This is a genomic window from Streptococcus sp. 544 (genome assembly GCF_013277385.1).
GTDB lineage: Bacteria > Bacillota > Bacilli > Lactobacillales > Streptococcaceae > Streptococcus > Streptococcus mitis_BA.
Genome location: NZ_VMMU01000016.1, coordinates 1 through 23,963, shown reverse-complemented (window position 1 = coordinate 23,963; position 23,963 = coordinate 1). Strand labels below are relative to the sequence as shown.

Genomic DNA, 23,963 nt, shown 5'->3' with positions numbered 1-23,963 from the left:
CTCTTTATTCGTCAAACATGCTTCCGATCAAGCCACGGAAACGATCTGCTAATTTCGGTTTATTTTGTGAAGCTTGTTGGAAATCCGCCATTGGTTCTGTAGGCGCCACCGGCTCTACTTCTGGAGCAGGAGCTGGTTGAACAGGCGTTGATTGTACAAACTGAGCTGTTTTCTGAATCATTCCCCCAAAACTAATTGGTTGATGAGTCAGAGCAACTTCACCCTTGACTGCTCGTTGAGCCAAAAGATTGACTTCTGTCAATTGTCCAGCGAATTCCGATAGACTAATCACATGCGCAAAGGCTGGATTGCGAATACCAACTTGGTTTGGAACATAGAGTTTGACACGAACGCCAAAGACTTCTTGAGCCAATTCTACCATACCCGGTAAAATGGCATTTCCACCGATTAAGACAATGCCACCAGGGAGCTCCAATAGACGTCTTCTATCTAATTCTTGCTTAATTTGTTCAAGGATGTGCTTGATTCGTGCAGAAATAATTTCTGACAAGTAGGCTTCCGTCACTTCGACTGCTTCTACTTCTCCAATAACTTCTACTTGGAAGGTTTCTTTGCTTGCAAGAGGAGGGTAAGCCTCTCCATAGTTTAATTTCAAACCTTCAGCCAACTTCTGAGAAGTTTTCAAGACTTTAGAGATATCCTTAGTTACATAATCTCCACCTTCTTGGAGAATATTGGTGAACTGAAGTTCTTGGTTACGGATTGTAGCGACAGTCGTTTGACCTGCCCCCATATCAATCACTGTAGCACCAAATTCACGTTCACCTTCGTTCAAAACTGATTGAACCATTGCTAGTGGTGAAATGATAATATTTTCAACCTGGACACCTGCACGTTCAACTGTCTTACGCAAATTGTGCAAGATAGTACGAGGGCCTGTATAAAGCAAACCACGCATTTCAAGGCGAACCCCCATCATGCCACGTGGGTCACGAATTCCTTGGAAACCATCCACAATAAATTCTTCAGGAATAAAGGTAATGACTTCACGGTCAGGTGTCATACTCTTTGTCAAAGCTGATTTGACAACATTTTCAACATCTTGATCCGTAATTTCCTTGGTATCAGATGTTACTGGAATCATCCCTTGAGTTGGTTCTACCTGCAAAAGATTACCAGGCAAGCCGACATTCACTGATTTAATCGAAATGCCTGCCTTTTCTTCCGCTTGGGAAATAGCTGATTTGATAGCAGTTGCTGCTGCATCAATATCAACAATAATTCCATCCTTTACACCTTTACTTTTGGCATTACTCACGCCAATTACATTTAATTCACCATTTCTCTGCTCGGCTACAAGCACCTTGACAGAGCTTGTTCCAATATCTAGACCTGTAAAAAAGCCTTCTCTAGCCATTACATCGCATCCTCTCTATCTTCCAAGTTTCGCACTTCGTATTATTCCATAGCTAAACATAGGCATAGCTATTCACAGAATATTATAACACAAAAAATTTAATCGTGCTTGCTTTTTTCCTAAATTTCCCAGCCATTTTTTGAGTTTCTATGTTCAGAAATTCTTATTTTGTAAGCTGCTTGTAAAAACTCTCTAAGACAAAAAAAGAAAGCTCTGTGTTAAGCTTTCTTTGCAATCATTTTTTCTGCTTCTTGTTCTAAAAATAGTTCTAAAATTTTCTTTGTCAACGTAATCGCTGCTGACAGGGCCAGAGAAACGATTAAATAATTAGCCACTAAGCCGTGATCTCCAACCAATGGCGGTTTTGTCAAGAATCCGTAATCTCCACCTGTTACCAAATTGACCATAAAAATCAAAGCATTTAATGCAAAGGTCATGAGAAAAATCCCCTTCACATCCAGCAATCGCGCATTATACTGTCTCAAGAGATAAACCAGAGAGTTCCCCAAGAGTGCTAAATGCCCAAAAATAAAGGATAAAATGGTGATATGGGGGAAAGGATAGGCATCTGACACTGGATAAACAAAGGCTGCTAATGTCCCAAATGTTCCTAGTAATGCAAAATACTGCCTATATTTGGACTGACCAGGAAGCAAAAGTACCACAAACATGGCCATACGGCAATGGTAAAAGGGTAAGCTTTCTGATAGTGGCATATGATTGACCCAGTACCAACCATAAAGTAGGATTAACTGAACGGCCTGTAAAATCTGGAAAAATCGTTGGTAAACCTTCTTTTCACGATAACGATAGGCTGTATAAAAGATCAAAGCCAAGAGTGTAAATATACTGACATACCAAAAAAGGTCAAATTTAGGTGGTTCGGTTGCTTGGGTCGTAAAGAAAATATCCCATAAATTCATCTAGTCTTCCTCATGTTTCAAAATTTTCCTGCATTTTATTATACCATGCTATTTGTCAAAAATGGATTTAGAAATACGTAAATGTTTGGCAAAATCACTAGCATTCATTTTCTAAACATTCTACCAACTTGACTAGATTCATGGAGTTAGAGCCTTTGAGCAAGATTTGATCATTAGCTCCTAGACTTTCCTTAACCTGCTTGACTAGGTCTTCAAATTGGTCTTGGTCTTCTGTTTTCTTGAAGTAGTAAACGTGGCCAATTGGGAACATTTGACTGGCCAATTGGGCTAATTCAGCAATGTCTTCTCCATAGAAAATAACGGTATCAAGCACATCTGGAGAAAGGCTCAAAATCATCTGATTATGGAGTTGAATAGACTGGTCACCAAGCTCCTTCATATCCGCTAGAACAGCGATTTTTTTGCCGCCTTCATTGGCTGGAATGGCAGAGAAAGTCTCTAAAATCAGCTTCATAGCAGTTGGATTTGCATTATAAACATCTGACAGAATATCTGCTCCATTGGCTGCTTTCTTCCACTCGGTACGGTTACGCGTCAATTCAAGATTTTGGAAGGCCTTATGAATTTGCTCCTCTGAAACCCCTTCTTGTAGGGCAACATAAGACGCAATCATGGCATTAGTGGCATTGTACTTACCAGTCACTGGCAAATCGAGGGCTTGTTCCAAGAAATTAGCCTTAAAGGTCAGACTGTCCTTACGCTCAACCAAGTCTGTGATTTCCAGCTCTGCTCCTTGCCCAAAACGGACCACCTTTTTATCAGTTGGCAAGTAGTCCTCTACAATCGGGTCAGCTGGCGCCAAGAGCAAGGAATTCGAAGCCATGCCATCTGCAATTTGCATTTTCCCTTTAGCAATCTCAGAACGGTCTTTGAAAAAGGCCAAATGGGCTTCTCCAACCAAGGTTACGATGGCTGTTTTTGGACGAGCCAATTCAGACAAGAGATGAATATCTCCCAAGTGATCCTGCCCCATCTCCAAGACCAACTTTTCTGTCCCTTCAGGCATATGGAGAACGGTGTAAGGAAGTCCAATCTCGTTATTGTAATTGCCTTGTGTTTTGTAGGTTTTGTAGGTTGTTGATAGCAAGTGCGCCAACATATCCTTGGTCGTTGTCTTGCCATTTGAACCTGTAACTGCAAAGACATCAACAGCCGTTTTTCCAAGATAATAGGCAGCTAGTTGTTGAAAGGCAGTCAACACATCGTCTACTAGAATATAAGGATGATTTGCAAGCTCTTTCTCAGAGAGGGTTACAGCAGCGCCATTTTCAAAGGCTGTTTCGATAAAGTCATGACCGTCACGCGCACCTTTGAGAGGCACAAATAAATCTCCTGTCGCAATCAAACGACTGTCAAACTCAGCTTTCTCTAACTGGGTGTCCTCAAAGATGCTGACATCATTTTTGGCTCCGACAACTTGGGCCACTTCATGGATTGTTAATTTCATTTCTACTCCCTTAAAAAGGGTCGAAGTCCGCGAACTCTGATCACCTTGCAGTGATGGTTCTGGCTTCTACCCTCTCTTTCATTTTTATAGCAAATGCGCTTCGCGCTTGTCAAAACTTTCCTTGGCAAGATCAACCAAACGCTCGATTAGTTCTGGGTAGCTGATTCCCATGTTATCCCAAAGTAGTGGGTACATAGACCACTGGGTGAAACCTGGCATGGTATTTAGCTCGTTTAGGAAAATCTCTCCCTTATCTGTATAGAAGAAATCGCAACGAGAGAGACCGAGGCCTCCAATGGCACGGAAGGCCGTCTCTGCATTTTGACGCATGACAGCTACCACATCATCACTGATTTTGGCTGGGATGTCCATGGTAATCTTGTTATCAATATACTTGGCATCGTAGTCATAAAAGGCAACATCCTTGACTACTTCTCCTGGTAGCGTGCTTTTGACATCGTAGTTTCCCAAGAGACCAACCTCGATTTCACGGGCATTGACCCCTTGCTCTACCAAGACACGGCTGTCATATTGAAAGGCAAGTTCCAAAGCTTGACGAAGTTCTTCTTGATTTTCAGACTTAGAAATACCGACACTAGAACCCATGTTTGACGGCTTAGTGAAGACTGGATAAGTCAATTTTTCTTCCACTTCAGCGATTTTAGCAGTCACATCATCCCCTTCAACGATAGCCACATAGGGAACTTGTGCAATGCCAGCAGATTCTAACACACGCTTAGTCGTGATTTTATCCATGGCAAGACTGGATGACAAGATATTGCAACCGACATAAGGCAATTTCAAAACTTCAAGGAATCCTTGAACAGAGCCATCTTCTCCCATCGGACCATGAAGAACTGGAAAGACCACTGCCCCTTCTTCATAGATAGCACTTGGTGCAACTTTCTTATCCCAATCAATGGTTTCATTGGTCATGAGACGGTCCTCTTGACCTGGAGTCTGACTAAATTCCTGCGTTTTAATAAAATCACCTGACTGACTGATAAAGAAAGTCTTAACTGTGAAACGATCATAATTGACCGCACGCATGACACTTTCAGCTGAAAGGACAGAGACTTCGCGTTCCGCACTCCGTCCACCATATAAAAGAATAATCGTTTGTTTCATATTATTTGTCCTAATTCTACTAGAATACTCGCTCTTTAGTATATCATATTTGCTTATTTTTTTAAAACTTGAACCTGACACTACTCATCATACTATGCAAAAAGAGGCCGATAGGAACGATTTTCAGCCTCCTTGATTTTTTTATAAATGAATGGAGTTCGTAAATTTGTCTACACTTACAACTCTGTCCGATTTTCAATAGCCCGTAAGAGGGTCACTTCGTCCGCATACTCGATATCTGCTCCGACAGCGAGGCCTCGTGCCAGACGCGTAACCTTGATCCCAGCTGGCTTGAGCAAGCGTGAAAGATACATGGAAGTCGCTTCCCCATCTGCTGTGGCATTGGTTGCTACGATTACTTCTGAAACCTCACTATCCATCAGACGAGTCATGAGACTCTTGAGATTGATATCGTCTGGACTGATACCATTCATAGGGGAAATAAGGCCATGCAGGACATGATAGAGTCCATGGTATTCTTGGATATTTTCCATAGCCGCCACATCCCGACTATCCTCTAGCACCAAAATCGTTGTCTGGTCACGAGTCGGATCGGTACAGATGGAGCAGGGATCATCGTCTGTCAAACGTCCACAAACGGAACAGTAGGTCAATTCTCTCTTAGCAGAAAGGAGATTTTTGGCAAACTCATTGACATCGTCATCAGACATCCCAATCGTATAAAAGGCCAGACGCGTGGCCGTCTTAATCCCGATACCTGGTAACTTAGAATAACTGTCAATCAGCTTGGCAATGGGTGTTGGATAAAGCATAATTTCCTTTCTAATTCATTGGATGGTATTTTTGATACAGATTGATAATATCACGCGCAATGGAAGGTCCTACACCATTTGTTAGATTGGTATTATGAGGAAAGACCACTGCCACAGCGATTTGGGGATTATCAGATGGGGCATAGGCCACCGCATTGGTATTAGTTGCTTGCTGACCATCTGCCACATAGCTTTCGGCTGTACCCGTTTTTCCACTAATAGATACCAAGGCACCATTTGAAAAGGCACGTCCAGTTGTCAATCCGCTAGTCCCATGAGCAACCTGATAAAAACCTTGGTGCAAGATACTCATATCGGAGTCGGATATATTGACCTTATTCATCTCTGTCGGTTGCAGTTGCTGAATCAAGTCGCCCAGTCCCCCCTTATCATTATTGCCATAAATGCCTTCCACAATACGAGGAGCCACACGAACACCATCATTTGCAATCGTTGCCACATACTGAGCTAATTGCATTGGGGTATAGTTATCAAACTGCCCAAAGGCATTGGTAATGAAATTGGCAAAGTTATAGTCTTTGGGAATAAATCCAGTAGATTCATCTGGTAGGTCAATCCCAGTCGCAGATCCCAAGCCATATTCGCCAAAGGTTGAACGCAGTTTCCCCATAGCAGACTCTAGATTGCTGGTACCGACAAACATATTAGGTTGATAGGTCTGCCCCATAAGACCTAAGGCTGTTTGGACCATATAGGCATTGGATGAATACTCCAGAGCTTGAACCGCCGTAATCGGCATTGGCCTAGAAAAGGCAGTATACCAAGAATTAATTGGAGCTGAACCTTGGAAGACAATGGACTGGTCTGTCAAGGTCTGATTTCCCGACAAGACTCCATTTTCCCAACCTGAGCTGATGGTCGCCGCCTTGACAACCGAACCTGGAACAAAGACATTGGTTACCGTTCCCAAGGAATCAGGCGTCAACTCTCCCGTTTTCAAGTCATGTTTAATCCCTGACATAGACAAAACAGCACCTGTTTTTGGGTTAAGTGCGACTGCATAGACACCTTCAGAATACTTGGCTCCACCATTTCCCAACTCTGAATTGAAATAACTTTTCAGCAAGGCATCCACGCTATCTTGGAAGGCCAAATCAATGGTCAGTTTGATATTGTTTCCCTTACTACCTTCCTCAATTGTATCCACGCTTTCCATATTGCCATATTTATCCAGATGGATTTCTTTTACCGATCGTTTTCCTTGTAAGGTCTCTTCATATTGCTTTTCCAAATAGGAGGTTCCAACCCGATCATTTAGAGAATAGCCTTTTTTAAGATAGGCTTCTGCTTCTTCCGCTGGGAGACCAGCTTTTTCACTGGATACACTCCCTACTATAGAAGAAAGGGAAGTTTCCAAAATCTTTCGATCCCAAGAAGTAGAAATACTAATGCCAGGCATCTCCTTTGAAATAGAGGCAATAACAGCTACCTGAGAATCATTTAGAGGATCTGTCGCAATGGTTCCTGTCGCAAAGTTTCCAACAGCATTTAACTGACTAAAAAGATAGATTTCTTTCTTTTCATCCTCTGTATAGTTTAGTTGACTTGTTGGGACACTATCGACCGCATTGTTATACAGTTCTGATTCGGATAGACGATTGCCATCTGAATCCAAGCGTTTCTCACTTGGGAGAGCTTCCACTGTTTTTTTATAGATTTCAGGATCAGCCAAATAGTAATCAGCCAGCTGGCGTTCTGTCAAATTTGGCGAACTGATGCTCACATATCCCAGCAACTGACTAGCGATTTCTTTTAGATCTTTAGCAGTCATTTTATTACTACGCGTAAAGGAAACAACCTGCTTTAACGTATTTTCTACCAAAGGTTTCCCACTAGCATCATAAATTTCCCCACGGGCAGAACTGGTTGTGACCTTGGTCTGACTAGCTGAGGCTAGCTTTTTTTCGTAAAAATCCTTGTTCAAAACCTGCATATACAACAAACGACCAATAATGGTCATAAAGAGTAAAATGACGATTGAAAACAATAAATTAAGCCGAATCGGAATCGAATGGCTGTTAAATTTTCTCATACAAATCAGTCTCATTTCTAACTTAAAATCTTACTCTTAATTGTACCACAATTTGAGCAGAAAATTATGGAAAAGAAAGAAGCTTTTTTTCGTTTTTACAGTAAGATACGTTTTTATTTATCCATCCCTATATTATATGTTATAATGAATGTAAAAGTTCAATAATCTAGTCTTTTTCCAACACGACTCATTTAAAGGAGCCTTCCCTATGGACAAACCAGATATCGCAACTGTCATTGATTCACATTTTGAAGAAATGACAGACCTAGAGCAAGAAATCGCTCGCTATTTTTTACAAGCAGAAACGATTACAGATGATTTATCTTCTCAACAAGTCACTCAAAAATTACATATCTCTCAGGCTGCACTAACTCGCTTTGCTAAAAAGTGTGGCTTTACTGGCTACCGAGAATTTATTTTCCAATACCAACATGAGGCAGAAAATCAAGCCAACCAAGTCTCCAAGCACAGTCCACTGACCAAACGAGTCCTCAGAAGTTATAGCAACATGAGGGAACAAACACAAGACTTGATTGACGAAGTCCAACTAGAACGAATTGCCCAGCTAATCGAAGATGCTGAGCGTATCTACTTCTTCGGAACAGGGAGTTCTGGCCTCGTAGCTCGTGAAATGAAATTGCGCTTCATGCGTCTGGGTGTGGTCTGCGAAGCTTTGACAGACCAAGACGGCTTTGCCTGGACAACCAGCATCATGGATGAAAATTGTCTAGTGCTCGGTTTTTCACTCTCTGGCACAACACCTTCTATTTTAGACAGTTTATTAGACGCTAAGGAGATGGGGGCAAAGACTGTACTCTTTTCAAGTGTTCCCAATAAAGATAGCCAGGCCTATACAGAGACTGTTCTTGTAGCCACCCACAGCCAGCCTTCCTATATCCAACGAATATCCGCTCAACTTCCTATGCTCTTCTTTATTGATTTGATTTACGCCTACTTTTTGGAAATCAATCGTGAAAGTAAGGAGAAAATCTTTAATAGCTACTGGGAAAATAAAAAACTCAACGGCTATCGTCGACAAAAACGTATCAGAAAATCCTAGTTTGGTTTAACCAAACTAGGATTGTTTTGTCTTAAAATGATAATAGGCACCCAACATACCTGCTGTATTTTGGTGATGGGCAAATTCTAATCGTGTTTTTTCAGTCAGACTTGGTACCAAAGCCTCTTTCAAGGCTGTGCGGATCTTAGGTTTGAGGATAGCCTCTTGCCCCATGATACCACCACCAAGAATAACCACTTCTGGATTGGCAACGTAGCAAATATTTGCCAGACCTTTTCCTAGATAGTCTACCATGCGGTCAATACCTTCCATGCAGAGTTTATTGCCTTCAGTGGCTTCCTTGAAAATGCGTCGGCCATTCCACTGATCAACATCTTCTCCATGAGATGTTGCTACATACTCAACCAAAGCTGTGGTAGAAGCGAGATCCTGAAAAACTCCATCTTGCATATGCATATACCCGACTTCACAGGCCGAATTGCTAAAACCATGGAAGACTTTCCCATCCATAATCAAGCAACCACCGATACCTGTTCCAATGGTCAAGCAAAGGGTGACACTTGCTCCCTTACCTGAACCAGATACTGCCTCAGCCAGACCTGCACAGTTGACATCATTTTCAATCTCACAAGGAATAGCAAAGCTAGTCTCGATTTCCTTCTTGAACTGGGTTCCTGCATAGTTAGGGATTTGAGGCCCAGCATAGAAAATTTCTCCCTTATCAGGGTCTACCATCCCTGCAGAAGAAATGGCAACACCTGCTACTGGGCCTTTTTCTAAATAGCTGGCTACGATATCTTTGGTCTTTTGTAAGATATGAGGTCCACCCTTATGCGCCTCAGTTGGCATTTCATGCGATTCAAGAAGTTGACCCTCTTGATCAACCAAACCATACTTGATGTTAGTTCCACCGATATCAATTGCAACGTAGTATGTCATAAATACCTCCTTTGAGATTAGAGGAAGCGCTCCTTGGTTTCACGAATCAAGGCTGCAGCTGCTTCTACAACTGGACGATCGTCTTCAGTCACTGGTGTCAATGGTGAACGAACAGAACCAATATTCAAGCCTTCATTGATCTTCAAGACTTCTTTAATGACACCATACATATTACCATGTGCAGCAGTCAATTTGCCAATGATTGCATTGATAGCGTACTGTAATTCACGCGCTGTTTCCAAGTCTTTGTCAGCAATCAACTCATTGAGTTTCAAGAAGAGTTCTGGCATAGCACCATAAGTACCACCGATACCAGCTTTGGCACCCATGAGACGGCCACCTAAGAACTGCTCATCTGGACCGTTAAAGACGATATGGTCTTCTCCACCAAGGCTCACAAAGGTTTGGATATCTTGAACTGGCATAGAAGAGTTCTTAACACCGATAACACGTGGATTTTTCAACATTTCAGTGTAAAGGCTTGGAGTCAAAGCAACACCTGCCAATTGAGGAATGTTGTAGATAACATAGTCTGTGTTTGGAGCTGCAGAACTGATATCGTTCCAATATTTAGCAACTGAGTATTCTGGTAAGCGGAAATAAATCGGCGGAATTGTTGCAATGGCATCTACACCCAAGCTTTCTGCATGGCGAGCAAGTTCCATACTATCCTTGGTATTGTTGCAAGCTACGTGAGCAATGATGGTTAATTTCCCTTCGGCAACTGCCATCACTTCTTCCAAAATCAACTTGCGATCTTCAATACTTTGGTAGATACATTCACCAGAAGAACCATTAACATAGAGGCCTTGAACACCTTTATCAATGAAGTATTGAACCAGGGCACGCGTACGCTCTGGACTTACTTCTCCTTGATCATCATAACATGCGTAGAAGGCTGGAATGACACCTTCGTATTTTTTCAAATCTGACATAGATTTTCTCCTATTATTTTTATTTTCTGCTAAAGCAGATTCTTTCTTTACTTCTTTAGTATACACTTTACCGAAAAGGCTTTCAATATCTTATAGACACTTAGATTTTAGTTTCTCGCTTATAGAATAGCGCTTGGAGCGTTTGAAAGTAGTTTCAGAAATAATTGCACCCCTTACTCATACTTAGCAAATAGCTTTTCCATCACTCCCACTTGTAAAAAAACAAGAAGTCCAAAACCAAAGAGAATAAAAGCTGATCCTCCCAATAGAACGGTAAAGGCTGATAGATATAGAATCATCAAAATCAAAAAGATAATTGCAATCATCAAGATAAACCAAGGAGCATTAAAACTAGCCAACATCAATCCTTTTTGGAGAATTTCTTTCCAAGATAGGTCATAGCGCGCAGCGATTGGATAGCTAGCCAACATCACAATAGTAAGAAAAATCAGAATACCTAGACAAATAGCTTTCACCAATTGGAAGGGCAGAGCTGTTTGACCCCAGAAAAGATAGAGATCTGAAAGGGTAAGAAACACAATTCCTAACTCCATTAAACCCAGCTGAAACCCCAATTTCAGATTTTGCTTGAAAGCTCTTAGGTAGATTCTAAATACAGGCACCCGTCTGCTCTTCTTAATCTCAAACATGGTCTCGTAGAGACTAATTTTGGCTACTCCAATCGTTACGATTGGCAAACAAGTTACTACAAAGAGAAGATTGACTGTTACAATATCTAAAACCTTCTCACTAATTCGCATTAGAAAATTATCTGTATCAAATGCAGCCTTGATGAGACTTCTTCCTTTTTGTGACATCTTTGCTCCTCCATCATTTTTCTTTGTAAACTGTTTTCTTTTTTGTCAGTAAAGCTTTCATAAGTCCCTACCATGAACAAAGCTATTTTTTCTTTTTTCTTTTGGACTTTTTTCTACTTTTATCTATGGACATATAATCTATATATATCCCGGACAGCGAAGCAATTAAAATAGTACTCCAAGTATGCTCATTAAATCCATCTAGCCCTCCACGGATTATCATTGCAAGCACTGTCCAAGCTAACATATTCAATAAAAAAATACAAAGTGCTTTCATTCTCTCGTTTTAAAAGTTTATACAACCATATACATCAACTAGATTCACAGCTATTTGTAAAATCCTTCCAGAAATCTTGGTCAGTAATCCTACTCTTGCTCCCGCAGCCATAAAGACTTTGCTGAACTTCAATCCTGCCATACCAATAGTATTTCTGAATAAAGATACTGACAATAAGACCTCATTTCTCTACCTCAAAAAGACCAATTTCATGGTAGATTATTGTCAAAGATTTACAAAAAGACAATTCATCCTATTTTTAATCAATCAAAATTTTAAAGAGATATTTGCGAACTTGATCTTCCATACCTGCATAACCATTTGGTTGATGTGGCTCTCCTGGGAAGAAAATCGCAAAATTGTGATAACCCAACAAGAGTGGGTAGTGTTCATGACAATGAACAAAGCCAATGTCACTCGCTTCGTCAAATGCTACTGCTTCATCTTTGATACGTGAACCGTAGCTCGAATATTCATGCCCTTCTACCAACAAATGCAAATCTGCATAGTTCTTATGATACTCAAATTGATTATTCTCAACTTGATTGAGGACATTTTCCTGAACAACTAGAAAGACTTTATCTCCATCAATCTCATACTTTCCTAATTCGAAAGAATCTTTACGATGTTGGTAGAGATAGTCGATAGCCTTGTCTAAATTAGGATGAATCCCTTTGTAAAAGGTGATGTTTTTCAAATCGTCAAAAATCATACTCTTTCCTTCGTTTCTGATAGTTAACTAAAACCATTCTTAAGTTGATAAGTGTCTGACAAAACTTCATAAAGTAACTGCATACCCTCCATTTTGTAGACACTTATAACTCTATATTCTCTTATACTCAATGAAAATTGAAGAACAAACTAGGAAGCTAACCGCAGGCAATACTTAAGTATGGCAAGGTGACGCTGACGTAGTTTGCATTCGATTTTCGCAGAGTATTATCCTTTGACCGCTCCCATAGTAATACCCTGTGTGAAGGATTTTTGGAAGACTAGGAAGACTGTTACGATTGGCACAGCAGCAAGGGCTGCTCCTGCCATAATTAAACCATAGTTGGTTGCCATTTCAGCCTGCATGGTCGCAACCCCAAGTGAAATAGTCAAATTGTTACGTGAAGTCAACATAACCAATTGCATGAAGTAGTCATTCCAAGTATTGATGAAGGTAAAGATTGCAAGAGCCGCAAACCCTGGTTTTACAATTGGGAAGGCTACGCTCCAGAAGGTACGAATCTCACCACAACCGTCAATCTTAGCTGATTCGAGCAACTCTGTAGGGATATTTTCGCTGAATTGTTTCATAAGGAAGACACCAAATGGCCATCCAATCAAAGGCAAAATAACTGCCCAAAGAGTGTCATGAATTCCCATGAAGTTGACGATACGTACCAATGGTACAAGGACAACTTGTTTTGGAAGCGCCATAGCAGCGATGAAGATAGCGAAGAGAATGCGTTGACCATAGAAACGTTTTTTAGCCAATACATAACCTGCTAGAGATGAGGTTGCACAAACTAAGAACATGGTTACCAATGAGATAAATACTGAGTTCCACATCCATTGCAAGGCAGGGTTCTGCACCATAAGTTGTTGGAAGTTTTCCATGGTTGGCATTTTAGGGAACCATTGTGGCGGAATCATAATGGTATCAGGTTGTGATTTGAATGCCCCTGTCAAAATCCAGTAGAATGGAAAGATGAACAGCACAGTCAACAAGAGCAAAATGATTGTTGAAATAACAGTAAAGGCTGTTAATGGTTTTTTTTCTGTAGATTGCATAGCTGTCTCCTTTCTTTAGTATTCTACGTCGTTTCCGAGCGCCTTAAATTGAACAAAGCTTACGATCGCAATCATGACTGCCAAGAAGACACCGATGGTGTTGGCATATCCGTATTCTGTCAATTGGAAGGCTTTTTCGTACAGGTAGTACATTAAGGTACTTGTAGAGTAGTTTGGCCCACCAGATGTCAACAATTGAATCAAGGCGAAAACTTGGAAGGAGTTGATTGTCGTGATGATTGCGATATAAAGAGTTGTTGGAAGAAGGCTTGGCCATTTAATCTTCCAGAAAACTTGAAATTCAGTTGCACCGTCAACACGAGCTGCTTCAACCAATGAATTGTCAATATTCCCCATAGCTGCGATGTAGAGGATAATCGGTTGACCAACAGACGTTGTCAAGAGGATAATCATAATCGCCAGCAATGCCCAGTGCTTGTCGCCCAGCCATGAAATATTTTGAGTGATGATATGACTAGATTTCAAAACAAAGTTTAAGATACCTGATAGCGGATCATAAATCCATTTCCATACAACCGTTACGGCAACACTACCTGTTACAACTGGAAGGAAGAAGACGAAACGGTAAAAAGATCTGGCAATAGCATTTTGATGGTAGGTCTGTGACGCTACAAAGAGCGAAAAGAGAACAACAATCGGTACAGAGCCAACAACCAAAATAACTGTGTTAATCAGAGATTTTGTAAAGACAGGATCTTTAAACATACGGACATAGTTATCTAAGCCCACAAATTCAAAACTAGTCATAGAGTAGTTAAAGAAACTTGTGATGAAGCCCATAATCATTGGTACTAAAACAAAGATAATAAAGAAGAACAACACTGGTGCTAGGAAAGCATAGGAAATCACTGTTTCCCTCATACGGATTTTATTGACTTTCACAGTAGGCACCTCTCTTTCAAATAGAATATTTTTTGACTTTCTTGAACTGTTTTAAAATCAAAATGAAATTTTTTATGATTCGCTTATGTAAGAACTTCATTTTAATTTCGTGACAATTTCTTACATTTTAAACAAAAGCCCCCCTTTTCTTACACTATCTGTGTAAAGGGGAAAGGGGGGTATACACTCTTAGGTTCTTTAAAAAACTACTTTTTCATAGAATAACTAAGGACTATTGTTTCATAGCTTTTTTGATTGTTTCGTTCGCTTTTTCAGTGAAGGCTTTCAAAGCGTCCGCTGGTTTTTCGTCACCATTTGATACAGATTGCAACATTGGGAACCAAAGTGTTCTCATTTCAGCAAATCCATCAATAGTGTTGTAGTATGGTGAGTAGTATTGAGTCCAGCCGCTGATTGTTTCCATACGTTTGTCATCATAAAGTTTTCCAAATGATGTACGAACTGGGAAGGCACCTGTACGAACAACGTCTTTTGGACCCCATTCTTTGTCATCCGCGATAAATTGAACGAATTTCTTAGATGCTGCAACTTTCTTGTCGTCTTTATTGTTGAATACTGCAAATCCGTTTACGAGGTATTCAAGAGCTGGTTTACCTTCGTCTGATGGGAATGGTACTTCTACCACTTCTACCTTACTTGCTTCTAACAGTTTAGCTTGGATACCATTTTGAGCTGGTGCCCAAAGGATTGTGTAAGATGTTTGACCATTGGCAAAGTTTTGGATATCTGCTCCACCGTCAAATTGTGAACCATTATTGAGCAAATTGTCTTTAATCCAGCCAGTTGCTTTTTCAAGACCTTTGACGAATTTAGGATCATCAGTTGTATATTTGCTAACTTTTTCATCTGTTACAGAACCGCTATAAAGGTTAGAGATAAAGGCACGTGTTCCTTGGTCTCCCCCTTGACCAGAACTGAACAATGAACCTGGTGTGTAACCCTTGTCTTTGAGTGCTTTCAATACTTTTTCAAAATCATCAGTTGTCCAACCTTCTTTTACAAGGTTTGCAACTCCAGCATCTTCTAACATTTTCTTGTTCATTGCCATGTAGAATGGGGCAGAACTAATTGGATACATATAAGCCTTGTCTCCAGCTTTACTTGCTTGTACGATGTTTTCATTGTTGACATCTTTAACAAAGTCATCTGTGAAGAGGTCGTTCAACTCAGCCAATTTACCGTTTTTACCGTATTGGATGATACGTCCTGGTGCATCAAAGAGTACGTCTGGAGCTGTTCCAGCTTCGATAGCTGTTGTGATTTTTTCAGGACCTGACTTGAAGTCAATGGTTTCCAATTTCACTTTTACATCTGGATTGGCCTTTTCAAACGCTTCGATGATTGATTTTTCATAAGTTCCAACACCGTCACCAGTTTTTTCTTGGGTAAATACTGGGAATGCCCACCAAGTGATTTCTGTTTTGGCACCGTCACCACCTGATTTGGCAGCTTCTTTACTTCCGCCAGAATTGCCACAAGCAGCAAGACCAAGAACCGCAGCACTTGCAAGTACTGTACAAGCTAATTTTCTAAATTTCATTTGTATTCTCCTATTTTATAAGCGTATCCAACTTGGATAATGAGTTCTTTATTCCTTGTATGCGATTTCATTCCATCCTACTCATCAATCACTCTCCTCTATTTTTTATTAAGTCAGTAAGTACTTAATCATCTACACCTAAAATTTCATTAATACTATTTTTATATAAGATTGCTTTTGCTCCATAGATTGCTTGAATGCCACCCTTCACTTCTAAGACATCAACTGCACCAATTTGTTTTAAAAGTGCTTTATCAACTTGATTAACTTCTTTTACAGCTACACGTAAACGTGTCACACAAGCATCTACATCTTCTATATTATTTGATCCACCCAAGGCTCTGATAATTTGTAGGCTATCCTGTTTTAAATGATCCGCAGTATTTGAAGTTGAATCTGCGGATTCAGAAACTTCTTTAGAATCTACTTCTTCTCCTCTTCCTAGCGTTAGAACGTTGAATTGAGTAATGAACCATCTAAAAATAATATAATACAAAACACTCCAAATAAGTCCAAATGGAATCTGAAGAACCCAATTCGTCTTAGCGTTCCCCTGCAAAATTCCAAATAAAGTGAAATCGATTACACCTCCTGAAAATGTGTTTCCTATTGAAATATTTAAGATGTCTGCAATAAAGAAGCTGACACCATCAAGGAATGCGTGAACAACATATAGAACCGGACTGACGAATAGAAACATAAATTCAATTGGTTCTGTAATACCGGTAATAAAAGATGTTAAAGCAACTCCAAAAAACAAACCCGCGTATTTTTTACGACGATTCTTAGGAACACTATGGTACATCGCTAAACAGGCAGCCGGTAAACCGAACATCATTGTTGAGAAACGACCTGCAAAAAACCTTGTTCCTTCTGTAAATAATCCAGAATGAGCCGGATCGGCTAATTGAGCAAAAAATATTTTTTGAGCTCCAACCACTGTTTGTCCTGCAACAGTTTCAACACCACCAAGTTCAGTATACCAAAACATAGGATAAATCATATGATGTAAGCCTACTGCTCCAGAAAGTCTCATTAAAAATCCATATAGAAAAGTTCCAATTGGACCTGCCTGAGAAATATATCCACCTGTAGAAACAAGAAGTTGTTGGAAAGGTGGCCAAATAACAAAGAAGACAAAGCCAATTAAGATAGAAGAGAACGATGTAACAATAGGAACGAAGCGTGAACCTCCAAAGAATCCTAAAGCGGAAGGTAATTGAATATTGCTATATCGGTTGTGCAAATATACGGCAACTATTCCGACAACTAATGCTCCAATAACTCCAGTATCAATTGCAGATCCTTCTGCCATAAAAAGTTTTACCAGAGCTTTGATCGTTGCAGTCATAACTAAGTAACCAGTTACTCCTGCTAACGCAGCGGTTCCTTTATCTCGTTTCGCTAAGCCAATACATAATCCCACACAGAGAAGTAGTGACAAGTTACTGAATACAACCTCTCCTGCAGAGCTCATTACTTGGAATATCGATTGAAAAATACTATTGTCTAGTATTGGATAAGTTGCTATCGTGGTTGGGTTTGAAAGTGCACCACCAATCCCCAAAAGTAGACCTGCTGCAGGAAGTATAGCTATAGGTAACATAAAAGCTTTTCCAACTTTTTGTAAAACTTTAAATATAAAACTCCCCCCCTCACATCTTATTTAAGACCAGCAACGAAGCGTTCTGTAATCTCTTTTGGTCTAGTAATAGCGCCACCAACAACGATGCCTCGCACTCCGTATTCAAGGATTTGTTTGGCTTGTTCTGGTGTATGAATTTTTCCTTCTGCAATGACATCTACACCGGCATCACAGAGTTTTTTGATGAGTTCAAAATCTGGACCATCCACTTTTGGACTGTAGGATGTGTAGCCTGATAAGGTTGTTCCGACAAAGTCAATTCCTGCTTCGACCGCTGCCAATCCTTCTTCAAAAGTACTGGTGTCCGCCATCAAGAGCTGGTTAGGATATTTCTCCTTGACCTGACGAATGAACTCTTGAATTTCCAAACCATCGTAGCGTTCACGCTTGGTACAATCCAGAGCAATCACCTCGATGTCCAGTTCTGCCAATTCATCAACTTCTTTCATAGTAGCCGTGATGAAGGGTTCTTGTGGCGGATAATCTCGTTTGATTATCCCAATAATCGGAAGTTTGGTGACTTCCTTAATTTCCTTGATATCGCGAACACTATTGGCTCGGATACCGACTGCTCCACCTTGCTCAGCCGCTTTGACCAGCAAGGGAATCACCCCTCCCGCTTCTGTATAAAGCGGTTCATGAGGAAGAGCCTGACAAGAAACGATGATTCCATCTTTGATTTGTTCAATCAAGGCTTCTTTACTAATCTGTGGCATCTTCTTTCCTCCCTTTCTTTTTTCTTTATTTCTATGAGATTATTATACCTTAAAATTAAAACGCTTTCAAGAGTTTGTAGTATAATAGATTTCAGTTTCAAAAACTAGCCAAGTCAAACAGCTCCTCTAAAAGTACTTTCAGAGGAGCAAGTCGACCTATAATAGGAGAATACCAAAATTTAGTTTACAATTTCTGACAATTTTACTTTGCGATCTTCAAACATAGACTGGGTACAAGCATCTGCAGTAGCAATTGCTTCTAGGGCAGCTTCACCTGTCAAAAGTTTTGCAAATTCTTCTGATACTGGAGCTCCTTGCATAATCTCATGCAGATAGCGCATTTCTTTATCAATGACAGATGATAGCCATAATGGAGTACGTTTACCTGGTTTACCATAAGCAATTGCTCCATCCATCTCTGTACTATGATAGATACGAGTCCGATCATCATCTTCTTCTTGCGATTCGTGAATCAAGAAATAACTTTCTTGTCCATCTAGCTTAAGAGTTCCTTTACAGTTGAATAAGTCTAAGCGAATGGCACCTTTGGTTCCTTGGATTAAGACATAATGTTCACCCCAACGATAAGCTGAACCCCATTCTAACAAGGCAAAACGCTTACTAGAAAATTCCATATTGACAAAAATCATATCATCTTCATCACCGAAATGTTCACCTTCATGGGCTACATTTCCACCTGTCATAGTTACAGTTTCAGGCATGCCACCCATAAGGAATTGAACACAATCCAACTCATGGATGTGGTGATACAAGTGACCACCTGATTTTTCACGAATTTTTTTCCATGATACGGACGGTTGTTGTTCTTCCCAACCATTACGAGCAGTGTGACAATATAGAACGTCTCCGATAACTCCTTGATTAATGAGTTCTTTTGCATGATGAACACCATTAAAGAAATTCATAATATGTCCTGCCATAAAGGTTACATTGTTTTCTTTACATGCATCGACCATCTCGCGACAATCTTGATAAGAAAGCGCAATTGGTTTTTCACAGAAAACATTTTTACCATGCTGTGCAGCCTTAATAACTGGTTCCTTATGAAGATTATTTGGAGTTGCGACAATAACACAATCTACTTCATCGCTAGAAACCAACTCATCTAAGGAACTTGCTACTTTCGCTCCCAATTCTTCTGCAATTGCCTCTGCATTATCTGGGTCATAGAGAAGAGTAATCTCTGCTCCATCATTCTTTTGCATATAACGAGCTAACTCAGCTCCAAAATATCCTGTTCCAACAACACCATATTTAACCATGTTTTTTCTCCTTTATTATTGAATAAACTTTCTAATTTTAACTTATACTCTTCGAAAATCTCTTCAAACCGCGTCAACGTCGCTTCATCTACAGCCTCAAAAACATGTTTTGAGCTAACTTCGTCAGCTTCATCTACAACCCTCAAAAACGTGTTTTGAGCTGACTTCGTCAGTTTTATCTGCAACCTCAAAAACATGTTTTGAGCTGACTTCGTCAGTTTCATCTGCAACCTCAAAGCTGTACTTTGAGCAGCCTGCGGCTAGTTTCCTAGTTTGCTCTTTGATTTTCATTGAGTATTACTTCACAGATCCTTCTGACAATCCACTTGCAATTTTATTTTGGATGATAGAGAAGAAAATGATTGATGGAAGAACTACAATAACAGATGCTGCCATCATATCTCCCCAGTCTAGTATTTCTGAACCATTAAGCGAACGAAGGGCTACTGCTACTGTCATCTTTCCTGTATTGTTAATCAAAATCAAAGCATACAAGAATTCATTCCAAGCATTGATAAATGTATAAATAGCTGTTGCTACAATACCTGGTGCTACAATCGGTAGTACAACTTTATAAAACGTAACAAATTTATTTGCACCATCAATTCGAGCTGCTTCTTCAATTCCAATTGGAACTGTTTGGAAAAATCCAACTAAGAGCCAAACTGCATATGGAACACTAAAAGATAGATAAACCATCATCAAGCCAAATAAACTATTTGTTAATCCAACTTTAGCAATGGCAATTGAATAGGGAATTGCTAACAGAATTGGTGGGAAAATATAGGTAATGACGAGTAGTCTCGACATGATTGCTCCCAATTTAGGGAAGAATCGAACAATACCATAGGCTGCCATAGCAGAAATAATAATCGCAATAAGGGTTGTAGCTAAGGCAATGATTAAACTGTTTCGAATGTTATCAATAAAGTGCAAATCGTTGATAACATGAGTGAAATAATCCAATGTAAACTGTTCAGGCCAAAATCGTGTTGGATACTGAGTTAATTCCCCTTTCCCTTTGACAGAAGATATGATAATCCATACCAATGGGAAAATTGCAACAATGGTCGCACCAATCAAGAGTACATGTGAGAGAATATCTAAATAAATACCGGATTTCTTCTTCATTATTTTCTACCCTCCTTTTCCCACTTACTGATGATAGCAAAGTAGATAAAGCAAATTGCCACCAAGAAGATAAAGAGCAATACTGTAACTGCTGAAGCACGACCCAACAATTTAGTTCCCCAACCTAGGTTGTAGGCAAAAATTGGAAGCGTCGTTGTAGCATTGGCTGGTCCACCACCTGTAATTAGGTAGATAATGTCAAAGTTATTAAAGATCCATACAGTTCTCAAAACAACTAGAAGCCCTACAACCACTTTAATATGTGGAAAGACGATAAATTTGAACACTTGCCAACTTGAAGCACCATCTATCTTAGCAGCCTCAAATTGTTCTTCGGGTACTGTTTGCAAAGCTGAAAGTACATTAACCATAATCATCGGCGCTCCAAACCAAATGTTGATAAACACCAAACATAGGAATGCCCATGTACTATCTGTCAAAAATGCAGGCGTATGTTCCATTAAACCTAATTTTACGATTAGATTAGGTAAATAGCCATAAACCCCGTTTAGAATCCATTGCCAAGAGAAGGCAATAACGATTGTAGGAAATGCCCAAGGAACAATCAATAAGGTCCTATATAATTTCTTGAAGTGGCGTACTCTGTGAAGAGCTAAAGCCAATACAAACCCTACTAAAACTTGACCAACTAATGAGAAAATGGTCCACTTAATTGAATTAAAGAACGCATTAAAGAAGTTGGGATCTGATAGCACAGCTTTATAGTTAGCTAAACCAACAAATTTATAATTGGGCATAATCAAATGCTTATTGGTAAAGCTATAAAAAATACTCGAGAAAAACGGATAAACAAAGAGTAATCCTACGATAATCATAGCTGGCAAAACAAATATCCAGCGAGTTAAATTACGTTCTTTAACCATTCTCCTTCTCCCTTCTTTTACAAGATTGGGCTAGGGCTTTTCAGCTCACTAGCCCACCTATTTTCTAGTCTTTTACACCTACTGAACAGCCTCAAATAAATCGTTTAATTGTTTTTCTGCTTCTTTTGCTGCTTTCATAGGATCTGTTCCATTTGTAATGATATCTTGGAACATTTGTTCAATAATGTGTTGGTTAGTCAACATACCAGCTTGTACACTTGGTCCATTTTCATAACCAATAGCAGTACCTTTTTTAACAGCTTCAGTAATCACTTCTTCAGCATGTTTAAATTTCTTACGAGTTTCATTTTCTTTATAGGCTGCAGAATCGCTAATCCCCTTAATAGTTGGCAACATACCTACTGGAGTTGAATCAAGGAATTTAACGTAGTCTTCTTCATTATAAAGTGATTCTAAGAATGCTTTAGCAACTTCTGGGTGTTTTGAATTTTTCCAAACAACCATTGGAATGTTTGAGGTTTCAATTCCTTGGTCCTTATCAGATTCTTTGATTTTTGGAATAGGATAAGCATCAATCGAATCAATCAATTGAGGACTGTTGGCATTGATTCCTCCAATATGGAAGCCAGAGTTAAAGTCAAATGCTGTTTTTCCTTGATAGAACAAGGTAGCTTGTTGAAGGACATTAAAGTTCAAAGAATCTTGAGGTGAAATTTCTTTATACATTTTAACCCAGTATTTAATACCATCTTGAGCAAGTTGGCTTGTCAAGTCTGCTTTAAGATCTTTTGTTAAGAGGCTTCCACCACCACTACGTACGTAGAAGTTCAAGAAACGTGTTGCCATTAAGTCATTTGTTCCAAACGGAACAGACAAGCCATAAACTCCAGCTTCTTTCAATTTTTTAGAAGCTTCATAGAGTTGATCCCAAGTTTTAGGAACCTCAATATTATGTTCTTTTAACAAATCAGTTCTAACCCACATAACTTGTGCATGTGAATAAAGAGGAACAGAGTAGTAATCATCTCCGATTTTTGCTTCATTTAAGGCAGTTTCGTTAAATTTATCCTGTCCAATACGCTTGATAGAATCATTTAGCGGAACCAAAGCATCTGAGTTGACCATTTCCATTACTTGGTTAGGAAGAGCTGTACTGATATCTGGCACATTCCCATTTGCTAAACCTGTAGTCCATTTAGTATAGAAGTCATTCCAAGAGAATGTTTCAATCTTGATTTTCGTTTTCGGATGCTTTTGCATGAAAGCATCTGCTGATTTTTGAATACTTTCTAAACGGGGTCCTTGAGTAAAGGAGTGCCACATTGTAATCTCACCAGATAATTCTGTCGGTGGTTCAGTACTAGTTGTAGCTTCTTTTTTTCCTGAACAAGCTACCAAGGCAACAGCTGCTAGCGCAACTCCAGCTAGACATAAAAACTTTCTCATTTTTTTCATCGTTCTTCCCTTTCTACATTAAGAAATCGCAACTTTAAAGACAACTTTTTTCACAGGTTCATCATTTATACGAACCTTGGGTTGATGTAAATCTTCTGGAAAAGTGATGAGACATTCGCCAGCTCTCAAATGAACCAACTGTTCCACTTTCCCTGTGTATAATTCAATATCCTTCTCTTCATCATACTCTTGGGTAACGCTTACATTTTCTGGCGACGTAACAGCCATGGCTTCTTCGTTTTCCAAAACTAAATGAATATCCAAATATTTTTGGTGGGTTTCAAAGAAGGCTCCTGCTTGACCATCTGCTAGATAAGTAAAGCAACTCCCAAACAATCGATTACCATCGATAGCAATCGGACCTTCTGTTAAATTTTCTAGTCCTGTTTTTTCTAGAAAATCTATCAATGTTGCAAAATGTGGATTTACTCCCACATAAGTTCCTAAACGACTAATTTTTGTAATAATCATCTCTTCTAACCTCCTTTCTCAATCTATTTTTCCTATCCAAGTTCCCCATTCTTCTGTCTAGCATTTTCTACTAGAAGGACATAAAAACACAACACTCTCTAGCCTATACTCTTTGAAAATCTCTTCAAACCACAGTCGCTTCACCTTGGATTATATAGGTCAGTCTTATCTACAACCTTAAAGCGGTATTTTGGGCAATCTGCTACTAGCTTGCTAGTTTCTTCTTTGATTTTCATTCAGTATCTCCTCAATCTTCACAAGGAGGTCTGATTTTTCTAGCGACAAACAGAACAAATAAATTAGTTCAATTAGCTACCTTCCTTATAGATGAAATTGATACTCATGAAGAAAGTCGCCCTTTATTTTTTGCAAAAGATACTAGTATGAATCTATTTGGGGAATTGAATTTATAAGCTGCTCACTTATACTCTTCGAAAATCTCTTCAAACTGCGTCAACGTC

At 39.6% G+C, this 23,963-nt stretch carries 24 protein-coding genes; 1 reads left to right on the top strand and 23 read right to left on the bottom strand.

Annotation, left to right across the window (positions count from 1 at the left end; translation table 11 throughout):
* Positions 1-4: 4 nt before the first annotated feature.
* From ftsA to pbp2b, 6 genes are all read right to left on the bottom strand, one after another.
* Positions 5-1,378, bottom strand: coding sequence for a cell division protein FtsA (gene ftsA / locus HT728_RS07510; protein WP_000090393.1), 1,374 nt, complete (start codon positions 1,376-1,378; stop codon positions 5-7).
* Positions 1,379-1,596: 218 nt separating this feature from the next.
* Positions 1,597-2,301, bottom strand: a complete 705-nt coding sequence (locus HT728_RS07505; protein ID WP_173220112.1) for a TIGR02206 family membrane protein — start codon at positions 2,299-2,301, stop codon at positions 1,597-1,599.
* 97 nt (positions 2,302-2,398) lie between these two features.
* The gene (murF, locus tag HT728_RS07500) at positions 2,399-3,769 is read right to left on the bottom strand and encodes a UDP-N-acetylmuramoyl-tripeptide--D-alanyl-D-alanine ligase (RefSeq protein WP_173234614.1); all 1,371 of its coding nucleotides are present in this window, start codon (positions 3,767-3,769) and stop codon (positions 2,399-2,401) included.
* A gap of 84 nt (positions 3,770-3,853) precedes the next feature.
* A complete protein-coding gene (locus HT728_RS07495) occupies positions 3,854-4,897 on the bottom strand; it encodes a D-alanine--D-alanine ligase (RefSeq protein ID WP_173234612.1) in 1,044 nt (347 codons plus the stop codon).
* A 176-nt stretch (positions 4,898-5,073) separates the two neighbouring features.
* Positions 5,074-5,670, bottom strand: coding sequence for a recombination mediator RecR (gene recR, locus HT728_RS07490; protein ID WP_000966762.1), 597 nt, complete (start codon positions 5,668-5,670; stop codon positions 5,074-5,076).
* A gap of 10 nt (positions 5,671-5,680) precedes the next feature.
* A complete protein-coding gene (gene pbp2b / locus HT728_RS07485) occupies positions 5,681-7,738 on the bottom strand; it encodes a penicillin-binding protein 2B (protein ID WP_173234610.1) in 2,058 nt (685 codons plus the stop codon).
* 193 nt (positions 7,739-7,931) lie between these two features.
* On the opposite strand from pbp2b, the gene HT728_RS07480 reads away from it, so the two are divergent.
* The gene (locus tag HT728_RS07480; protein ID WP_173234608.1) at positions 7,932-8,783 is read left to right on the top strand and encodes a MurR/RpiR family transcriptional regulator; all 852 of its coding nucleotides are present in this window, start codon (positions 7,932-7,934) and stop codon (positions 8,781-8,783) included.
* Positions 8,784-8,798: 15 nt separating this feature from the next.
* On the opposite strand, the gene HT728_RS07475 is transcribed toward HT728_RS07480, so the two are convergent.
* The 17 genes from HT728_RS07475 to HT728_RS07400 all read right to left on the bottom strand — a co-directional run bounded on the left by HT728_RS07475 (position 8,799) and on the right by HT728_RS07400 (position 23,502).
* Positions 8,799-9,683, bottom strand: a complete 885-nt coding sequence (locus HT728_RS07475) for an ROK family protein (RefSeq protein WP_173234606.1) — start codon at positions 9,681-9,683, stop codon at positions 8,799-8,801.
* 17 nt (positions 9,684-9,700) lie between these two features.
* A complete protein-coding gene (locus HT728_RS07470; RefSeq protein ID WP_173234604.1) occupies positions 9,701-10,618 on the bottom strand; it encodes a dihydrodipicolinate synthase family protein in 918 nt (305 codons plus the stop codon).
* Between the two features lie 173 nt (positions 10,619-10,791).
* The gene (locus HT728_RS07465) at positions 10,792-11,436 is read right to left on the bottom strand and encodes a YesL family protein (protein WP_173234602.1); all 645 of its coding nucleotides are present in this window, start codon (positions 11,434-11,436) and stop codon (positions 10,792-10,794) included.
* Between the two features lie 82 nt (positions 11,437-11,518).
* The gene (locus HT728_RS10685; protein WP_001810112.1) at positions 11,519-11,713 is read right to left on the bottom strand and encodes a hypothetical protein; all 195 of its coding nucleotides are present in this window, start codon (positions 11,711-11,713) and stop codon (positions 11,519-11,521) included.
* Positions 11,714-11,722: 9 nt separating this feature from the next.
* Entirely contained in the window at positions 11,723-11,887 is a 165-nt protein-coding gene (locus HT728_RS07460) for a hypothetical protein (RefSeq protein ID WP_173234595.1), read from the bottom strand.
* 85 nt (positions 11,888-11,972) lie between these two features.
* Entirely contained in the window at positions 11,973-12,425 is a 453-nt protein-coding gene (locus tag HT728_RS07455; RefSeq protein ID WP_173225697.1) for a YhcH/YjgK/YiaL family protein, read from the bottom strand.
* 227 nt (positions 12,426-12,652) lie between these two features.
* Entirely contained in the window at positions 12,653-13,492 is an 840-nt protein-coding gene (locus tag HT728_RS07450) for a carbohydrate ABC transporter permease (protein WP_001192006.1), read from the bottom strand.
* Between the two features lie 15 nt (positions 13,493-13,507).
* Complete coding sequence (locus HT728_RS07445; RefSeq protein ID WP_162278974.1) at positions 13,508-14,374, bottom strand: sugar ABC transporter permease; 867 nt, start codon at positions 14,372-14,374, stop codon at positions 13,508-13,510.
* A gap of 253 nt (positions 14,375-14,627) precedes the next feature.
* Positions 14,628-15,956: an ABC transporter substrate-binding protein gene (locus tag HT728_RS07440; protein WP_173234600.1), complete on the bottom strand. Its 1,329-nt coding sequence runs from the start codon at positions 15,954-15,956 to the stop codon at positions 14,628-14,630.
* A gap of 124 nt (positions 15,957-16,080) precedes the next feature.
* Complete coding sequence (locus HT728_RS07435) at positions 16,081-17,598, bottom strand: PTS transporter subunit EIIC (protein ID WP_025172073.1); 1,518 nt, start codon at positions 17,596-17,598, stop codon at positions 16,081-16,083.
* A 20-nt stretch (positions 17,599-17,618) separates the two neighbouring features.
* Positions 17,619-18,317: an N-acetylmannosamine-6-phosphate 2-epimerase gene (locus tag HT728_RS07430; protein WP_001135655.1), complete on the bottom strand. Its 699-nt coding sequence runs from the start codon at positions 18,315-18,317 to the stop codon at positions 17,619-17,621.
* A gap of 179 nt (positions 18,318-18,496) precedes the next feature.
* Complete coding sequence (locus HT728_RS07425) at positions 18,497-19,600, bottom strand: Gfo/Idh/MocA family oxidoreductase (RefSeq protein WP_173234598.1); 1,104 nt, start codon at positions 19,598-19,600, stop codon at positions 18,497-18,499.
* Positions 19,552-19,824 (bottom strand): hypothetical protein, encoded by a 273-nt coding sequence (locus HT728_RS07420; RefSeq protein WP_173234593.1) that lies wholly within the window; start codon positions 19,822-19,824, stop codon positions 19,552-19,554. Before HT728_RS07420 ends, HT728_RS07425 begins: the two co-directional genes overlap by 49 nt.
* A 73-nt stretch (positions 19,825-19,897) precedes the next feature.
* Positions 19,898-20,731 carry a carbohydrate ABC transporter permease gene (locus tag HT728_RS07415; protein WP_000730331.1) on the bottom strand — a complete coding sequence of 278 codons (834 nt, stop codon included), beginning with the start codon at positions 20,729-20,731 and terminating at the stop codon, positions 19,898-19,900.
* Positions 20,731-21,615, bottom strand: coding sequence for a sugar ABC transporter permease (locus HT728_RS07410; protein WP_000237985.1), 885 nt, complete (start codon positions 21,613-21,615; stop codon positions 20,731-20,733). The genes HT728_RS07415 and HT728_RS07410 overlap by 1 nt, the downstream gene beginning before the upstream one ends.
* 78 nt (positions 21,616-21,693) lie before the next feature.
* A complete protein-coding gene (locus tag HT728_RS07405; RefSeq protein WP_000738775.1) occupies positions 21,694-23,031 on the bottom strand; it encodes a sugar ABC transporter substrate-binding protein in 1,338 nt (445 codons plus the stop codon).
* 18 nt (positions 23,032-23,049) lie between these two features.
* Positions 23,050-23,502: a YhcH/YjgK/YiaL family protein gene (locus HT728_RS07400; RefSeq protein ID WP_173234597.1), complete on the bottom strand. Its 453-nt coding sequence runs from the start codon at positions 23,500-23,502 to the stop codon at positions 23,050-23,052.
* Between the last annotated feature and the right edge of the window lie 461 nt (positions 23,503-23,963).

Bases quoted from the DNA above. Each gene is read 5' to 3' on its own strand.
- ftsA (WP_000090393.1), bottom strand. From the start codon at position 1,378: ATGGCTAGAGAAGGCTTTTTTACAGGTCTAGATATTGGAACAAGCTCT.
- HT728_RS07505 (WP_173220112.1), bottom strand. From the start codon at position 2,301: ATGAATTTATGGGATATTTTCTTTACGACCCAAGCAACCGAACCACCT.
- murF (WP_173234614.1), bottom strand. From the start codon at position 3,769: ATGAAATTAACAATCCATGAAGTGGCCCAAGTTGTCGGAGCCAAAAAT.
- HT728_RS07495 (WP_173234612.1), bottom strand. From the start codon at position 4,897: ATGAAACAAACGATTATTCTTTTATATGGTGGACGGAGTGCGGAACGC.
- recR (WP_000966762.1), bottom strand. From the start codon at position 5,670: ATGCTTTATCCAACACCCATTGCCAAGCTGATTGACAGTTATTCTAAG.
- pbp2b (WP_173234610.1), bottom strand. From the start codon at position 7,738: ATGAGACTGATTTGTATGAGAAAATTTAACAGCCATTCGATTCCGATT.
- HT728_RS07480 (WP_173234608.1), top strand. From the start codon at position 7,932: ATGGACAAACCAGATATCGCAACTGTCATTGATTCACATTTTGAAGAA.
- HT728_RS07475 (WP_173234606.1), bottom strand. From the start codon at position 9,683: ATGACATACTACGTTGCAATTGATATCGGTGGAACTAACATCAAGTAT.
- HT728_RS07470 (WP_173234604.1), bottom strand. From the start codon at position 10,618: ATGTCAGATTTGAAAAAATACGAAGGTGTCATTCCAGCCTTCTACGCA.
- HT728_RS07465 (WP_173234602.1), bottom strand. From the start codon at position 11,436: ATGTCACAAAAAGGAAGAAGTCTCATCAAGGCTGCATTTGATACAGAT.
- HT728_RS10685 (WP_001810112.1), bottom strand. From the start codon at position 11,713: ATGAAAGCACTTTGTATTTTTTTATTGAATATGTTAGCTTGGACAGTG.
- HT728_RS07455 (WP_173225697.1), bottom strand. From the start codon at position 12,425: ATGATTTTTGACGATTTGAAAAACATCACCTTTTACAAAGGGATTCAT.
- HT728_RS07450 (WP_001192006.1), bottom strand. From the start codon at position 13,492: ATGCAATCTACAGAAAAAAAACCATTAACAGCCTTTACTGTTATTTCA.
- HT728_RS07445 (WP_162278974.1), bottom strand. From the start codon at position 14,374: ATGAGGGAAACAGTGATTTCCTATGCTTTCCTAGCACCAGTGTTGTTC.
- HT728_RS07440 (WP_173234600.1), bottom strand. From the start codon at position 15,956: ATGAAATTTAGAAAATTAGCTTGTACAGTACTTGCAAGTGCTGCGGTT.
- HT728_RS07430 (WP_001135655.1), bottom strand. From the start codon at position 18,317: ATGCCACAGATTAGTAAAGAAGCCTTGATTGAACAAATCAAAGATGGA.
- HT728_RS07425 (WP_173234598.1), bottom strand. From the start codon at position 19,600: ATGGTTAAATATGGTGTTGTTGGAACAGGATATTTTGGAGCTGAGTTA.
- HT728_RS07420 (WP_173234593.1), bottom strand. From the start codon at position 19,824: ATGAAACTGACGAAGTCAGCTCAAAACATGTTTTTGAGGTTGCAGATA.
- HT728_RS07415 (WP_000730331.1), bottom strand. From the start codon at position 20,731: ATGAAGAAGAAATCCGGTATTTATTTAGATATTCTCTCACATGTACTC.
- HT728_RS07410 (WP_000237985.1), bottom strand. From the start codon at position 21,615: ATGGTTAAAGAACGTAATTTAACTCGCTGGATATTTGTTTTGCCAGCT.
- HT728_RS07405 (WP_000738775.1), bottom strand. From the start codon at position 23,031: ATGAAAAAAATGAGAAAGTTTTTATGTCTAGCTGGAGTTGCGCTAGCA.
- HT728_RS07400 (WP_173234597.1), bottom strand. From the start codon at position 23,502: ATGATTATTACAAAAATTAGTCGTTTAGGAACTTATGTGGGAGTAAAT.